Raw genomic sequence first — 16,674 nt, 5'->3', positions numbered from 1 at the left:
GTGTTAACATTTTTCTAAAACAATTGCTGCATTACACCCACCAAAACCTGAAGCCGTTTTCAAAATATATTTGATTTCTGCAGGTTGGTTTTCTTTAATAATATGTAAAGGCTGGGAAACTCCCATTTCTTCAAAGTTTTTAGATGAAATTAAGGTATTGTGAAGGGCACTTTCCATAGAAATAATACTTTCCAGTAAACCTGATGCTCCTAAACAGTGCCCGTAAAAACCTTTCATGCTGTTGAGAGGAACATTTTGTAATTCCATTCTGTTGAAAGCGATGGCTTCCATTTCGTCGTTGTATATTGTCGCTGTTCCGTGAGCAGATATAAAATTGATTTGTTCTGCTGAAACTTGAGCTTCTGTCATTGCATTTTTGATGCTTGCATACAATCCGTCACCTGTTCTTGATGGTCCGGAAATGTGATTCGCATCGTTGATGGCTGAGTCTCCTAAAATTTTAAAACTAAACTTTTCGTTTGAGATTGCTTGGTCACTTCGTTCCTCGCAATGACCTGTAATAAAAGCTGACGCTGTAGCTTCACCAATATTGATTCCGCTGCGGTTTTTATCATAAGGTTTACAAGGCTCGTTTCCAATGGCCTGAAAAGAATTAAATCCTGAAATCACAAATTCTGAAATTTCATCTCCAGCCACGACAAATGCATCTTTATATCTTCCTGCCTGGATCATATTTTTAGCAACAGCAATCGCCATTACCCCTGAAACACATGCATTAGAAACTACAATGGGTTTAGTTTTAAATGCGAAAAAGTCAGCGATTTTTTGTGCTAAACTTGAAAGATATGCACCTTCCGGTATAGTCACTTTATTTTTTAGTAAGCTGATATTTCCTTTTGTGGTTGATAAAATAAAAGCCGTTTCTTCTGTAATGTTATGTCTTTCCACCAAAGGTTTTAAGCTTAACAAAAACATTTTTTCCAGTCTTGTGAAATCTTTATTGTCGAAGTTTTTATTAAATTCTTCTTCCAACTTTTCAGAATCAATGATAGAAGCATAAAAAGCTTCCTGATTTTCAATCACTTTATGTTTGGCGACTCCTGATTTTCCTTGTAGTAGAGCATTCCAATTGGAAGCAACATCAAATCCTAAGGGAGTGACGCAGTTGTAATCTGTGATGTAAACTTCTTTTCTCATAATCCCATTTTATCTTTCCAAGCTTGAAAAAACTCGGGATTATACAAACATAAATTATTATCAGAATCTAAGAAAACCTGAATGGTCTCTCCACTGCAAACCAATTTATTGTCTTGATTAAAAAGTTCATATTTATAAATCAATTTCGCAGCAGTAGTGTTTACAAAAGTTGTTACGATATTGAATGTTTCTCCATATTTTAAGGGAAGGAAATGTTCACAAGTGCTTTTTACGATAGGCGTTACAAATCCTGCTTTTTGAATGTCAAGATAAGTCAAACCATGCTGTCTTCCAAAAGCTTCTCTTCCGTCCTCAAAATACACAATGTAATGACCATGCCAAACAATTCCTAACGGATCTGTCTCATTGAATCGTACTCGTACTTCTTCAGTACACTGGATTGGTTTTTCGTTAGACTGCATTTTGTTTCCTTTCATAAAAAATTGAAATAGTGACCATGGCAATATAAAATAAAAATAATAAAGCCAATTCTTTTGCTATACCAGCGATTCCGCTGTTTCTTAGAATAATATCGTAATAGGCATTCAGTCCCCAGTTCATGGGTGAGAACTTAGCGACGGTTTGCATAAATTCAGGCATTAAGAATACGGGAACCCATATTCCTCCAACGGCTGCCAATACAACCACAGAAGTCGCTCCAAACGGTGCAGACTGTTCCTGAGTATCGGCCAGAGTTCCTAATAAAACACCGAAGCCAATAGCTGCTAATCCTGCAAAAATGGTAACAATAATGAGATGGAACATTTTTCCAGTCACATCAAACTGAGGTAAGTTCATATAAGGGAAAAGGTAAACTCCCACCGCTACCATCAATAAAAACTGAATGATACAGATGATTAAATAGGTACACGTTTTTCCTAAAATATGAATATAATAAGGAGTTGGGCTTACTCTTACTCTGACACTGGTTCCCTGACTTTTTTCCTTCACTAAATTAATAGAAAGCGGAACTACGATGAAAAATATTGCAAAAAGCGCCCAAGCCGGAACATTATGCTGAACAGAATTCGGTACAATGTCCATTTTCCCTTTTGTAGGCGTAATTTCTTTGAAGCTGATTAAATTTTTATTTTCATCCAGATTTTCAGTCGTTCCCAATTGATCCTGGAATGCTTTGTAAATCTTTTTGTTTTCGATCTCAAAAACCATTTTATTAACGGCATTCATTACATTGTTTTTGAAACCGATATTGGTTGCCGGATCAAAATACAAGTGAATGTCTTTGGCTTTTATGTCAACATTCTTTTTTGCAGAAGCAGAATCTGCCTCAATTCCAAATGAGCTTACAATGGTTTGAACCTTAGAATCAATATTTGCATTTAGATCTTTCGTTAAATTTTCAGGAATGACGATGGCCATCTGATAATCCCCCGAAAAAACAGCGTCTTGAGCTGATTTTTCATTGTAATTGATTACTAACTCGAATGTTTTACCATTTTCGAGCTCGTGTTTTATATTTTTTGAAATTTCGGATTTGTCGTTATCAATAAAAATAATCGGAATTTTTGAACCTTCCAGATTTTTAAAAGTAGAATCCTGAATTAAAGTGATCGTGATGATTAACAATAAAGGCATCACAAAAATAATGACGATTCCTCCGATATCTCTTTTCAGTAAAAGGATTTCTTTAACGAAACTTCTCCACAATTTATACAACAACATCTCTTAATTCTTTTCCGGTTAATGAAATGAAAACATCTTCTAAGTTTTCGGCACTGGCAACTCTGTTCACCAATTCTTCGGGAGTTCCAACAGCGTGGATTTTCCCATGATCAATGATTGCAATTTTTGTACAGAATTCTTCTGCCTCAGAAAGGTGATGTGAGGTATAAATGATGCACGTTCCTTTTTTATTTAAATCTAAAAGATAATCAATAATTGCTTTTTTAGACTGAACATCAACGCCAACGGTTGGTTCATCAAGAAACAACACTTTAGGATTATGAAGGGTTCCTGCAATAAGGTTGCAACGACGCTTCATTCCTCCGGAGAATTGTTCTACTTTTTTATCAGCGAATTTTGACAACCCCATAAGTTCTAAAGATTCGTCAATCGCAATTTTTAATTTTTTATGTGGTAAACCATACAGGCTTCCGAAGAACATTAAGTTTTCTTTTGCCGTAAGCGTAGGGTACAGTGCATATTCCTGAGGAACAATCCCGATGATCTGTCTTAATTTAAAACCATCTTTTTGAGGAGATAGTCCGTTGATCTTAAAAGTTCCTGAAGTAGGTTTTATCAACCCCGAAAGCATAGAAATTAATGTTGTTTTTCCGGCTCCGTTGGGTCCCAGAATTCCGTAGATTTCGTTTTGATTAATATTCAACGAGATATCATTTACAGAAAACTCTTCTGCATGCTTGTATTTTTTATACAGGTTTTTTATTTCAATGATGTTCTCCACGTTAAATTGCTTTTCTCAGTTTTTTATAGAAAGCTTCTTCCAGATCAGCAATATGAAGCATTGATTTTGAAAGTTCATTATAAATATTGCTTTTTGAGTTTCTGTTTTTGTAAACTCTTGCAATATCCACCGCAAAATCTCTCCAAAGATCACCAATTGCGGTAATTTCTTTAGATAGTTCTTTTAATTCATCATTTTTAAGAATTACGGCAGCCTCTTGTAAAAAAGCTCCATAAATAAATCTGAAACCGCCACCGCCAGTTCCGATTTCCTCTTGCATTCTGATCAATTGACCCAGATAATGATTGGTCACTTTTGTACCTTTTTTATCAGCCCATTTCGGGATACTTTTCGCTACCCATCTCATCGCTTTTACGCCAATAAGTGGAACGGGAGCTAACATATTTTTACAAGTATCTTTAATTCCTTTTTTGATGGCTTCTTCCAGATTTACATTTTCCGGAATGTAAGTAGGGTAGTACATATGACCTTTAGGAGGAAGTGCTCCTTTGGCATATCTTACTTTTTCCAGTTCGGCTTCGGAAAGGGAAGTTGTGTAATCCATCACAGGATCACTGATCAAAAATCGTCCGTCTTCTTTTCCATAAACGACCAAATTGTGAGCGTTGAAATGGAATTTATATTCTTCAGGAAAATAAGTAAGGTTAAAAACCCCAACCTGTAAACCTGTCGGTACATTGTTTTCTAAGTTTTTTTCTAAAGCTAATTGAGCGTCTTTAGGATTCGAGAATTTTTCTCTTTTAATTTTAATTCCCAGTCTTTTTGCGGCTTTGCTGAAAATAGCGCCTGGCATTGGCCTGTAGCTAAAACCTGGGGCGAAATTTACTTTTAAAAAAGGTAAATACACGAAAAATAACCCAGAGCCGATCCCAAAAATCATAGGTTCGCTGAGTTTTAGCCCTTTGTTTATTAGTAAATTAGAGGCAACACCGTTTTCGCAATGCGCGGTTTGATGGTGTTCAAAATTAATTTTCATTCGTTGCTTGATTTTACCAAACCTTCAAGATTTTCAAAACCTTGAAGGTTTCTATTTATTTACCGTTGAAATTTTTTAATTCATCCACTGAAATTCCGAATGCATCGGCATATTTTTTCAGTACGGATTCGCTTAGTGTCTTAAATACTTTTGGTTTTGCGTGTCTTTTTACCCTCCATTGCCACATTCCGGCGTAGGAAGCAAGAACCTGTAAATCCATTTTGTTCAGTTCCATGAAATAAACAATAGGACTCGCAATATTATTGACAACATCTTGTCTGGCTTCTTCTATTCTCTCATTAATCAACGCTAAAGATTCATCTAAAGCCGCTTTTTTAATATCCCAACCAATGCTGTTTGCCGTTGTATAATTGTTATTTTCATCAGTCACGTACAAAACCTCGGTCATATTTGCCGATTTCAAATTGCTTTCGTCTTGAGGAAGGTCTTGTTTTTTCATCTAAATATTTTTAAGTTTTAGATTACAGATGAAAAAAATTCACCTGTTTTGTGATTAACTTTATCAATCGGCTAAAATAGTGAAAATAGATTATATGTAAATCATATTATTCTGTGATGATGTAATGTGAGTTTTAATAAGAAAAGCATTGCAAAATAATCATATTTGAAGATGAATGATATGTAACAAGTATAGGATAAATTCAGACTAATATATTTTAGAAAGAAATTTGATTAAATAAATAATACTATGAAGAAATTTTTTATTTCGGTCTCGCTCTTTTGTATGTTGAGTGCGATGGCTCAGAAATTTGACACTCAAAAAATAACTGATAGCCAAGGCTATACGTATGAAACTGTGAAAAACGATCTGTCTGGTGTAAGAGTTTATACATTAAAGAACGGATTGAAAGTGTATCTGGCGAAAAACGAGGACGCACCAAGAATTCAAACCTATATTCCTGTAAGAACGGGATCAAACAATGATCCGAGCGATAATACAGGATTGGCTCACTATCTTGAGCACATGGTTTTCAAAGGAACTTCGCATTTGGGAACTCAGGATTGGGCGAAAGAAAAAGTGTTGCTTCAACAAATCTCAGATCTTTACGAACAACATAAAGCAGAAAAAGATCCTGAAAAGAAGAAAGCACTTTATAAAAAAATTGATGAGGTTTCTCAGGAAGCGTCTAAATATGCTATTGCTAATGAATATGACAAAGCAATTTCGTCTTTGGGAGCAACAGGAACCAACGCTCACACTTGGTTGGATGAAACGGTTTATAAAAATAATATTCCGGCCAACGAGCTTGAAAAATGGCTTAAAGTAGAAAAAGAACGTTTTTCTGAATTGGTTTTAAGACTTTTTCATACAGAATTGGAGGCGGTTTACGAAGAATACAACAGAGCTCAGGATAACGACGGTCGTTTGGTAAATTATGCTTTAATGGAAGCGCTTTTCCCGAAACATCCAAACGGGCAGCAGACTACGATCGGAACTTCAGAACACTTGAAAAGCCCATCAATGGTCGCGATTCATAAATATTTTGATACGTATTATGTTCCTAATAATATGGCGGTTGTTTTGGTTGGTGATCTGGACTATGATAAAACGATAAAATTAGTTGATGAGTATTTCGGAACTTTCAAATACAAAGAATTACCAATGAAAAAAATGGTAACGGAAGCTCCAATGACTTCAATCGTTACCAGAACAGTGAAAAGTCCTTCAACGCCGAGAATGACAATGGCTTGGAGAACCGATTCTTACGGAACTCAGGAAGCGAGATTGGCTGATGTTGTTGCTGAAATTTTAAGTAACAGAGGAGATGCAGGTTTGATTGATCTTAATATTAATCAAAAACAAAAAACATTAGGCGCAGGAGCTTACGAATCTCCATTTAAAATGTATGGTTCTTTTGCATTGACGGTAACTCCGAAAGACGGTCAAAGTTTTGATGAAGCTAAAAAATTATTATTAGATCAATTAGATTTAGTTAAAAAAGGTCAATTCCCTGATTGGATGCTGAAAGCGATCGTGAACGACAAAAAAGTTCAGAGAATGAAAACTTTGGAAACTGCAGACGGTTTGGCAACCAATCTTTATGATGTTTATATCAACGGAAGAACCTGGCAGCAGGAATTGGATGAAATTAATGAATATGAAAAAATTTCAAAATCTGATGTTGTAAAATTTGCGAATGAATTTTTCAAGGATAATTATGTGGTTGTTTACAAGGAAAAAGGAGTTAATGACAAACTGGTTCGTGTACAAAACCCGGGAATCACTCCGATTAAACTGAACAGAGATGCGCAATCGCCTTTCTTAAAAGAAGTTTTAGCAATAAAACCAACTGAAATTAAGCCTGAATTTATCGATTATAAAACAGCGATCCAAACATCTCAGATTAAAGATAAGAAAGTAAGTTTCGTTAAAAATAAATACAACGAAATTGCTCAGGTGAATTATATTTTCCCTTTCGGAACAGATAATGACAAAGAAATATCTCTTGCGATCACGGCTTTGGAATATTTAGGAACAGATAAATATACGCCGGAACAACTGAAAGAGGAATTCTACAAACTTGGAATTTCAAACAGTTTCAGAACTTCAAATGACCAAACGGTAATCACGTTGAGCGGACTTGAAAGCAATATGCAAAAAGGAGTTGAATTGATGAATCATTGGCTGACCAACGTAAAAGCAGATAAAGCAATTTATGATCAGACCGTAAAAACGATCTTAGAATCAAGAGAAGTTGCGAAGAAAGATAAAACGAGAATCATGAACGCATTGAGCAATTACGCGAAATACGGGAAAGATTCAAGAATGACGGATATCGTTTCCAAAGAACGCATGCAAAACATCAATGTTGATGATTTAATGAAAAAAATCAAGACGATCAATCAATATCCTTACGAAGTTTTCCTTTACGGAGAAGATCAGAAAGGGTTGGAAAAAGCGGTAAAACCTTATATCGCCAACACAACTTTACAGCCTGCAAAAGCAAAGGTTTATGCTGAACCTGCGACTGAAGGAAAAGTATATTTCACCAACTACGACATGGTACAAATGGAAATGTCTAAAATTGCAAAAGGCAGCAACGTAAATCTTGGAAACTTCGGAAAAGCCAATGTTTTCAACGAATATTTCGGACGTGGATTGTCTTCTATCGTTTTCCAGGAGATCAGAGAAAGTAAGTCGTTGGCTTATTCTGCGTATGTTTCTTATGCAAATGCAACTGAAAGCAATCATCCAAACTACGTTACAAACTACATCGGAACGCAGGCAAATAAATTACCTCTAGCAGTAAGTGCAATGAACGATTTGATGGCTCAATTACCACAAATTCCGGCTCAGTTTGAAAATTCTAAAGGTTCTGCTTTGAAACAAATTGCATCCAACAGAATCAACAGAACAAGCATTTTCTTTAATCAATTAGCGCTGAAAAAATTAGGTGTTGATTATGATATTAGAAAAGATGTTTATGCTGAAATTCAGGGATTGAGCTTACCTCAATTGACGAGTTTCTATGATACTGATATCAAACCATTGAAATATAATACAGCCATTATCGGGAAAAAAGAAAACCTGAATATGGAATCTATTAATAAAATGGGAGAATTTAAAGAGGTAACTCTTGAGGAGATCTTTGGATACTAATTTTTAGATTAAAAATAATATTGAAAGTGGGGTAGAATTGCCTCACTTTTTTTATTTCTTTTTTGTTTGAACCACAGATTTACACGAATTTTCACAGATGATTGAGAATAATATAAAATGTATAAAATAAAAACGCAAACATCTGTGAAAATTCGTGTAAATCTGTGGTTCAAACAAACAACAAAAAAGCCGCACAAAAAGTACAGCTTTTATATATTTAAAGTAAATTTTCTATGATTTCACTTCCTGAATAAACAAATTGATTTCAGCTCTAATTAATAATTCATCATTACTAAATGTCTCACAAAAAATATTACAGATATTTTCATATTGCGAAATCAACGATGCTTTTGAAATAATTTTGTCACCAACTTTAGGCAAAGCAAAAACCTCAATTTTCTTAATATTGGTAATAAAACCGATCACTTTAGTATCAGCTTCAGGATTTTCGAAGAAACTTTGTCCGAGAATTGATGAACAGGTTTGGGCAAGATTTTCAATTAAACCAGCTTCAACAAACTCATTATTGTGAACAAAAATATTGTCTTCCAGAATTTCAAACGAAGTCACGACTTTTTCTTTGGTCAATTCCAAAATATAATCCGCCATCAGCATTGGATCGCGATGAGGTAAGAATTGATGAATATTGATGATGTCGTTTTCCTTGATTTCCATTAAAATTATTTTACAACAGTTTTCATTTGAGAGTTGGCGATCACAACATCATTAAGTTTCGTAATAATATTGACAAGCGTAACCCCCATTACTTCATTAAGAATGGTAACTTCCGATTTCAGATGATCTCCGACTTTAGGTAATGCTTCAGCTTCAAAAGACTTGATTGCACCGATATATCCTGTTGGAGCATCTTTTCCTAGCAGATAATATTTGTATCCGGTGTGTAAAGCAACGCTTTGAGCCTGATGTTCAATTAATCCTGATGCCTGGAAAATCCCGTTCTGAACAAAAATATTTTCTTCTTTTATTTCAAAACCTGAGAACAGGTGGTTTTCAGAATATTCTGCAAGTTCATTCACCATTACAAAAGGAGATCGTTGCGGGATTAAGCTTTCCACAAAATTTTGATCAGATGTTGGTAATTTGTTTTCCATTAGCAAACGGTTAACAAGGCACAAGAATACGCGAATCTTCCACTTTCAGGAACGCAAAGAAGTATTTTTTCTCCTTTTTTCAATTTTCCTGAATTCATAAGTTGTTCTAAAGCAACGAAGATAGAACCTGCACCGATATTTCCTATTTCAGAAAGGTTGTAGTACCATTTTTCCCAAGGGAAATCCAATCCTACTTTAGCAAACTCGTCTTTAAGTCCTTCTTTAAAGTAACCTGAAGAAATATGAGCTAAAACATGATCAATAGAATCTGGGTCTAAAGTATGTTTATCGAAAGATGATCTTAAACTTTCGGCACCTTTCACCAAAATATATTTATCTAAAATTTTAGTGTCTTGTTTTAATGCAAAAATAGATTGCTTCAACCATTCGTCAGATGGATAATCTGCCCAAGATTTCAGGGTTCCGTCTTCCTGCTTTTCGCAACCTGCATACATACAGGCTTCGATTTCGTGAGCATAAGAATAGAAATCAATCCATTCTACTTTCAAATTGGTTTCATTTTCTCTTGGCTTGTTTTCCAATAAAAATGCACCTGCTCCGTCAGAAAGCATCCATCTAAGGAATTCTCTTTTGAAAGCGATGATGGGTCTTTCTTCTAATAAGACTAAATTTTCTGCTTCATGGTTGAATTTATCGGCCGTCATCCAAGCGGACATTCTCTCGGAACCTGCACAAACTGCGGCTTCCTGAACGCCTGCTTTTACAGAAAGAAAACCGTAGTTCAGCGCATTCATTCCTGAGTTGCAAAGACCTGTTGCTGTATTTATTTCGATAGATTTTCCAATGTTTAATTCACCATGAACCATAGAAGCGTGTGACGGCTGAATCTGGTCTGGTGAAGTTGTTCCTACAGACAGTAATTTCATGTCTTCTTTTTTGAAATTTTCATCAAAAAGACCTTCAATTGCTTTTGCTGTGATCTGAGCATTGGTATGTGTAGGATTTCCTTCTTTATCTAAAGCGTAATATCTTGTTGTGATTTTATTGTTTCTTAAAATCAATGACTTAGCTTTTGATTTGGCGTCATTTATATACCCTAGATACGTTTCCATTTCATCATTAGAAACCGGCTCATTCGGTAAATATGTTGAGGCTTTTGTTATAAATACGTCGTACATTCTATTTTAAATTAATTCCTTGTAAATATTTTTTTTGTTTTTGTCTTTTAACCCAAAATATAGGGGTCGTCAACAGGTGTAAAACTAAAACTACGGGTGAAATTACCCAGATTGCTGCCATCAAATATACCTTAAAGAATTTTATCAGCAATGGTCGTTTTTCTTTTTTCTTGATAATCAGGTTAGACCAAACAGTGAAGATCTTGTTTCCTACCTTTTCTACTCTTACTAAAAAAGGACGGATTTCTACGGCTCCGTTATTGATCAGACCAGGTTGAAGATTGTTCAGATCATTGTTTTTTAAATGTCTTTCAATAACCTCGCCATATTTTACAGAACCTGTGATTTCTTCGTCTGAAACTCCTGCCGCAGGAAGCAATCCTGATTTTTCTTTTTGTCCGGTTGTCAGCCAGCGCAAAATGGTTAATACACTTGTATAATTATCGTGTCTGTCTACCAAAGCAATGTTTCCTACAAGCTGGGCTTTCATGTCTTTTAAATAAACCTTCAACTTTTCCTGAGAAAGCATCCACATGTTTCTTGTTGCAGAAATGGTGACAACAGGCGTATTTTTCAATATATTTTCTGCGTAACCACTTTTCAGAAATGAAATAATAGGAATGGACGGCGTTAAATACCAAACCTGATATCCAAAAATAATGAGGTCATACTTTTTATTCAGAATATTTTCCGAAGGCGGATGTATCTCGCTCGGAATCTGTAAATAAGACTCCGGAAATGTATTGAAAAATACATCACTCGACCAAGGAAAAGCAAAATCTTCCTTTAACTGAATATTATAATATGTAACGTTATATTCCTCTTTATTATTTTCAAACGGTTGGGCGACATTCTTTACAATGTCCTCCAATTGTCCGGTTTGTGAATAATAGATTACAAGTATATTTTTTTGCATTAGTTTTTTTATCGGTTACAAAAATATGCTTTTCATATTTATTATTTATGTCTAAATACTTTTATTGATTCAGAACTGAATTCAAGCTCGTAATTATCATTTTCAAATGAAGAGTTTTTAATATTCATTAAAATAATAGTTTCCGGAAGCTTGGTAATATCTTTTAGATTAAAATTTTCGTCAGAAATTAAAAGTACGTTTGCTTTTTTATTCATTTCTGAAATATTGTTGATATAATTAATCTTTCTTCTCTTTACAATATAATTCTGTTTTGCAATTTCACGTTTTTCGTGATTATTAATTAAACTGAATACTTTTCTGCTTGCTTGTTGCAGAGTCAATAAAACATCTTTTTGTCCGAAATCATCAGCAATATGTAGAATTACTGCATCTTTTGGAATGTGTTTATTCAATTCAAAATAAACGGATTTATTGGTTTTGAAGTCCTTTTTCAGTTCATCTACAACTTCTGTTTCTTTATATAAAAAGCTTAAAAATAATTTCTTTTTAAAATAATTTTCATCTTCAATTTCATTTCTCAGTTTTGCAAATTCATATCTGAAATAAGCATTTATTTTTTTCGTTCTTTCCGAATAATTTTTACCAAAGCTAAGATCATCATTGTGGATTCTGTCACCAACTTTTACGGTAATGCTTCCGTCATAAATAATGAAGTCGCCTTTTGGTAAAACCTCAGAATTTCCGTGGATGTAAACAGGAACGACATCTAATCCAAATTCTTCAGCAATGTAAAATGCTCCTTTGTGAAATCTTTTTACATCGTTCGTGTAAGAACGTTCGGCTTCAGGAAATACCATTAAAGAATAGCCTTCATTTATTTTTTCTCGAAGTTGCTCCATTCCATTCTCGATGCCTTGAGAAACGGGGAAGAAACCTAAAGCTTTTACTAATTTTCCAAAAACGGGAGATTCGTACACCCAATCATTCACTAAATAAACAATTTTGTGCGTCGCCATTGCAAGCGCCAAAGTATCTAGGAAAGAAGTATGATTCGCAATAATAACAGAAGGTTTGCTGAAATCTTCAAGCGGATTTTTAATTACCGTTTTCTTGACAAACGGACTAAGATGTAAAACCGATTTTAAAAATAAAGCAATAGATTTTTTAATGGTACTCAACGCTTTTCCTTTTGCTTTTCTCACGAAGAAATGTCCGAAGAAAGAAAAGAAAAGTCCGCCTAAACCGTAATAAAAGAACGAGATCACTGAACGTAAAAACAATCTGAAAGTAATTGGCGAAAGTCCTTTTTTTTGTCTGTTTGTGATTAATAATCTGAACCAAAACGGATATAATGTTGAGGTGATGATGATTACGGAGAACATTCCGATCAGCGCAACCAATGCTAAAGAATGTAAAGCCGGATGTTTTGCGAAAATCAAAGATCCGATGGATAAAATCGTTGTGAAAACGGCCAGAATAATTGAAATTCTGTACGTTGGAAGTTCATTTTTTCCTGTCGTATGCTCTTTTTGCATTGCTTTCGTAAGGAAAATACTAAAATCATCCCCAACTCCAAAAACTAAGGTACAAACAACGGTGCTGAAAATATTTAATTCTAATCCTAAGAAATAGAGAATTCCTGCGGTCACAACTCCTGTTAAAACAATTGGGAACATCGTAAGAACCGTTAATTCAAAGTTTCTAAAGAAAACAATGATTGTTAAGACGATGGCTAATAATGAATAATTAATCAACGTGTTGAAATCTCTTTTCAGTAAACCTAAAAAGTTCTCATTCATCTGCTGACGGTCGATTGCTAATGCTTCGTGCTTCTTTTCAACATCTTTGATGAATGCATCTCTTTTGGTTTCATCTACTTTCACTACATTAGAAACAGTGTAGAAGCCATTTTCATTACTTAAAAACTCGGAAATTTGTAAAGCCTTTATTTTTTCGTAGTCTTTTAAGCTTAAAGTAGAGTAGTTCTTATTTAAATTTTCATTGAACTGATCAAATGCAGAGCTGTTGAAGCCAAATTTGTTTCCATTATCAATTAATTCAGAAATAGTTTGATCTTTTTTATGACTGTCCCAGAATTTTTTCCAGGTTTCAATTTTCTTTTGTTGATCTTTTTCAGATAAAACAACATTTCCAATGGAGTTGTAGCTTAAAATTTTTCCGTCTTTCTTTTCTTTTTCAAGGAATTGAGAGAGTTGAGAATTTCTTGCTAAAGCTTCATCTTCAGAATCTCCATAAGAAATGGTGTAAATTGATTTTGAAGTGATGTCGGAAAGTTTCTCCAACTTTGCTTCACTTATTTTTAAATCTTTTGGAATGTAATTCAAGTCTCCAATATCTTCATTAAAACCAACATGTCTGAAACCAAAGATACAGGCAATAATAATGATGGAACAGCCAATAATTAAAGGCTTATTCTTCTCATACGGATATGAACCGATTCTATCAATGAAATTCACACTGACTTTTTCGTCCTTTTCTTTAGGTTTGTAAAGTTGAGGTACAATAATTAATGCTGTAATTGAAGACAAAATAACGGTAATCGCAGCGAAAAGTCCGAGATCTTTCAATGCTTCGGAACGTACAAAAACCAAACATAGAAATGAAACAGCAGTTGTTGCGCTACTTAATATAATTGGTTGAGTGATTTCTTTGTAAAGCTCTTCAATATTGTTATTATGCTTATAATGTGTCAAGATATGTAACGCATAATCTATCGTAATTCCTATCAAAATGGCACCGACACTTAATGAAATTGCTGAAATTTTGTCTTTAGTAAAATATAAAATCAACAAAGCCAATAAAACAGAAAATACAGTCGGAAGAAAAACGATAATCGGCGTAAAGAAATTCCTGAAATAATAAATCAGCAAGATCAAAAGCACCGTCATAGAAATCATGACCGTATTTTGAATATCTTTTTTGATCTGTTGAGCATTGGCAACGGCAATTACTGGCGAACCAAAATAACTAAGCTCAGTTTTTCCTTTGAACTGTTTGTTGAGGTTGTCTTTTATTTCATTTAATTGATTGACAAATGTTTCGTTATTTTTAGTATCGTTACTTTTATTTTTAGGTTCAATAAAAAGCAAAAGATTTTTCCCGTCTTTGGTGACGATGTAATTGTCTTCAAGCTTGAAATCTTTGCTGATATTTAATGCATTCAGTTTTTTGATTCCTAAAAATGTGATTCCAAGCGGATCTTTTTTAATAAAATCTTTAGTCACCAAACTTGTCGGGGACACCAGTGACACATAATTATTTTCTACCTGTTTTGCGATACTGTCCTTTTGGAGTTTTCTATCAATTTCCTTGTAATCGTTTTCATTTAAGAATAAAGGAAGATTTTGATTGACGAAATCAAAGGTTTCTGAAATTTCATTATCGTTTACTTTTCCCTGAACCGAGCCAATATATTTTTGTAAAGGTTCAATTTTAGTTAAAAAAGTATCGGCAGTCTCGGAAAGCTGAAAATTATCTTCTTTAGACGTATTTTCAATGATGACAATGATTTTGTCTGAAAAATTAAGTTGTTTAAGAACTTTTGCGGTAAGATCAGATTTTTCGTTTTTCGGGATTATCTGATTGATATCTTCCTCAAAATTTATTTTTGAAGCGAAAAATCCACATATCACGGCAATGCTTAAAGCAATAAATACTGAAAGCGCTTTGTTCCTGGAAATGAGATAATATAAAAATATAAAAAAACGATGCATTGCATTATGAAATCAAGTTTGCAAATTTAAATTTTTAAGTATAAGTTCAAAAGATTTAATATATAAAGTTTTAACTTACAATGAATAAATATTCTTGACGAAATAAAAAAAAAATCTACTTTTGCAGAAGTTCCCAATTGATGAAAAAAAATATAATAAAAACTTTTAAGTAAAAACTTGGTTTTTTATATGTTTTAACACACACATAGATTAAAATAATGAGTTTATTACACCCGTATTTTCTTATAGCAATTATTCTCCTGATGATATTCAGTTACCAAGAAGTGTTTCGCGGTAAAGTAGAGAGTAAATATCTTTATTTTTTAGGAGGTTTTTTGGTTCTTGTTGCAGGATTGCGTAATGAAGTTGGTCCGGATTACGGTAGTTACAGAGGGATTTATGTGTATTCTGATACTGTTGATTATATCAGTATTATTTTTAAAGGTCTGCATTTGGATAGTCCGCAACCGATTGTCGTTGAGTGGCTGTATGTTCTTATTAATAAGTTTCTTCTGAATATTTTTAATGCGCCTTATTACATGCTTACGCTTTTAATAGCAACTCTGGCAGTTTTCTTTAAAATGCGCTATGTAGAAGATAATACCTTTTATCCTTTCACTTATATCCTATTCATGTTTATTCCTGGTTTTTTTGTTGGAGAATGTGGGCAGATAAGGCAGAATTTGGGTGTTTTTGTTGTATATTTTGCTGTAAGATTTATAAAAGAGAAAAAGCTATTTTACTATCTTTTGTGTATTTACTTGGCGGGAGGAATTCATAATATATGTTACGCTTTTTTACCTATGTATTGGATTGCTCGTATTCCTGTAAATAAAGGGATTATGCTTGGAGTTATTTTAATCTCTATAATAATGTCTCCGTTTGAGGTGTATAGGGTTTTCGGTAGCTTTTTGGATGGTCTGGCTTCTGATAGTGTGGTTGTCGGAGGTTTTAATGCGTACATGGAAGAAACTGCTGAAAGACTTAATGGAGGAATTGGTATCCCTGAGGTGATGACGGCAATTCTAACTTTCTTCCTCTTTTTCTTTGATACTAAAATGGTTGAAAAGTATCCATATTATGAGTATCACAGGAATTATGCGCTTGTTGGAATATGCTTCTACTTTATATTCAGGAATAATCCGGTTTTCTCGTCCAGATTGGTTGGAGCCTTTACCGGTTTTGGATTTTTAATTATTCCAAACGCGATGTATGTGGTTTCTAAAAGTACAAAAACAATGATATATGCTTTTATTATAGCATTGGTGATTTTTAATCTCTTGGTCTTCTCAAGTTTTAGAAATATTACCGCAGGTAGATTCACAATAGATCTTTATAAAAATTTCCTTCTTCCTTAAAATTCTAATCAAATTATTATAAAAAAGGGAGACAATATGTAAAAATATTGTCTCCCTTTTTATTTTCCAAACTGTAAATCAAATATTAATAATCAATTTATTGTTATTAATATTTGTTCAAAATTGATTATTTATTAAATATTTTAATCAAAATTATCATATTTTTGCATTGCTCAAGTTGAGAATGCTATATTTTCATTCATAATTCAGTAATATTATCTTATTTATGATTCAAATCATAAAATTGTTTTA

Annotated in this window: 13 protein-coding genes; 2 read left to right on the top strand and 11 right to left on the bottom strand. The window is 33.7% G+C overall.

Annotated elements, in window-relative coordinates; genetic code table 11:
• Positions 1 to 3: 3 nt before the first annotated feature.
• From AC1Q7L_RS06095 to DarG, 6 genes are read right to left on the bottom strand one after another with little or no spacing between them, the layout of a single operon-like run.
• Complete coding sequence (locus AC1Q7L_RS06095) at positions 4 to 1,158, bottom strand: beta-ketoacyl synthase N-terminal-like domain-containing protein (protein ID WP_492304718.1); 1,155 nt, start codon at positions 1,156 to 1,158, stop codon at positions 4 to 6.
• On the bottom strand, positions 1,155 to 1,595 hold the full coding sequence (locus tag AC1Q7L_RS06090) for an acyl-CoA thioesterase (RefSeq protein WP_072411195.1): 441 nt from the start codon (positions 1,593 to 1,595) through the stop codon (positions 1,155 to 1,157). The genes AC1Q7L_RS06095 and AC1Q7L_RS06090 overlap by 4 nt, the downstream gene beginning before the upstream one ends.
• Positions 1,570 to 2,841 carry an ABC transporter permease gene (locus tag AC1Q7L_RS06085; protein ID WP_492304717.1) on the bottom strand — a complete coding sequence of 424 codons (1,272 nt, stop codon included), beginning with the start codon at positions 2,839 to 2,841 and terminating at the stop codon, positions 1,570 to 1,572. Before AC1Q7L_RS06085 ends, AC1Q7L_RS06090 begins: the two co-directional genes overlap by 26 nt.
• Positions 2,828 to 3,583, bottom strand: a complete 756-nt coding sequence (locus AC1Q7L_RS06080; protein WP_066754571.1) for an ABC transporter ATP-binding protein — start codon at positions 3,581 to 3,583, stop codon at positions 2,828 to 2,830. Before AC1Q7L_RS06080 ends, AC1Q7L_RS06085 begins: the two co-directional genes overlap by 14 nt.
• A 1-nt stretch (position 3,584) precedes the next feature.
• Positions 3,585 to 4,580 (bottom strand): BtrH-related acyltransferase DarH, encoded by a 996-nt coding sequence (gene darH / locus AC1Q7L_RS06075; protein WP_492304716.1) that lies wholly within the window; start codon positions 4,578 to 4,580, stop codon positions 3,585 to 3,587.
• 55 nt (positions 4,581 to 4,635) lie between these two features.
• On the bottom strand, positions 4,636 to 5,040 hold the full coding sequence (DarG, locus tag AC1Q7L_RS06070; RefSeq protein ID WP_492304715.1) for a flexirubin biosynthesis protein DarG: 405 nt from the start codon (positions 5,038 to 5,040) through the stop codon (positions 4,636 to 4,638).
• Between the two features lie 249 nt (positions 5,041 to 5,289).
• Between DarG and AC1Q7L_RS06065 the strand changes: the two genes are divergently transcribed.
• Entirely contained in the window at positions 5,290 to 8,202 is a 2,913-nt protein-coding gene (locus tag AC1Q7L_RS06065; RefSeq protein ID WP_492304714.1) for a M16 family metallopeptidase, read from the top strand.
• Between the two features lie 231 nt (positions 8,203 to 8,433).
• Here the strand turns inward: AC1Q7L_RS06065 and AC1Q7L_RS06060 are convergent, their stop codons facing one another.
• From AC1Q7L_RS06060 to AC1Q7L_RS06040, 5 genes are read right to left on the bottom strand one after another with little or no spacing between them, the layout of a single operon-like run.
• Positions 8,434 to 8,877 (bottom strand): hotdog family protein, encoded by a 444-nt coding sequence (locus tag AC1Q7L_RS06060; RefSeq protein ID WP_492304713.1) that lies wholly within the window; start codon positions 8,875 to 8,877, stop codon positions 8,434 to 8,436.
• Positions 8,878 to 8,882: 5 nt separating this feature from the next.
• Positions 8,883 to 9,314 carry a hotdog family protein gene (locus tag AC1Q7L_RS06055; RefSeq protein ID WP_492304712.1) on the bottom strand — a complete coding sequence of 144 codons (432 nt, stop codon included), beginning with the start codon at positions 9,312 to 9,314 and terminating at the stop codon, positions 8,883 to 8,885.
• Positions 9,314 to 10,453, bottom strand: coding sequence for a dialkylresorcinol biosynthesis protein DarB (gene darB, locus AC1Q7L_RS06050; protein WP_410692107.1), 1,140 nt, complete (start codon positions 10,451 to 10,453; stop codon positions 9,314 to 9,316). The genes AC1Q7L_RS06055 and darB overlap by 1 nt, the downstream gene beginning before the upstream one ends.
• A gap of 1 nt (position 10,454) precedes the next feature.
• Complete coding sequence (locus AC1Q7L_RS06045; RefSeq protein ID WP_492304711.1) at positions 10,455 to 11,369, bottom strand: dialkylresorcinol condensing enzyme DarA; 915 nt, start codon at positions 11,367 to 11,369, stop codon at positions 10,455 to 10,457.
• Positions 11,370 to 11,410: 41 nt separating this feature from the next.
• A complete protein-coding gene (locus AC1Q7L_RS06040) occupies positions 11,411 to 15,064 on the bottom strand; it encodes an MMPL family transporter (protein WP_492304710.1) in 3,654 nt (1,217 codons plus the stop codon).
• Between the two features lie 218 nt (positions 15,065 to 15,282).
• Here AC1Q7L_RS06040 and AC1Q7L_RS06035 point away from each other — a divergent pair, with 218 nt between their 5' ends.
• Entirely contained in the window at positions 15,283 to 16,422 is a 1,140-nt protein-coding gene (locus tag AC1Q7L_RS06035) for an EpsG family protein (RefSeq protein ID WP_492304709.1), read from the top strand.
• The last annotated feature ends 252 nt before the right edge of the window (positions 16,423 to 16,674 follow it).

This window comes from Chryseobacterium sp. GW823-FHT05E08 (assembly GCF_058795655.1).
The sequence above is the reverse complement of the archived record's forward strand: the minus strand, read 5'-3'. Positions and strand labels throughout refer to the sequence as shown.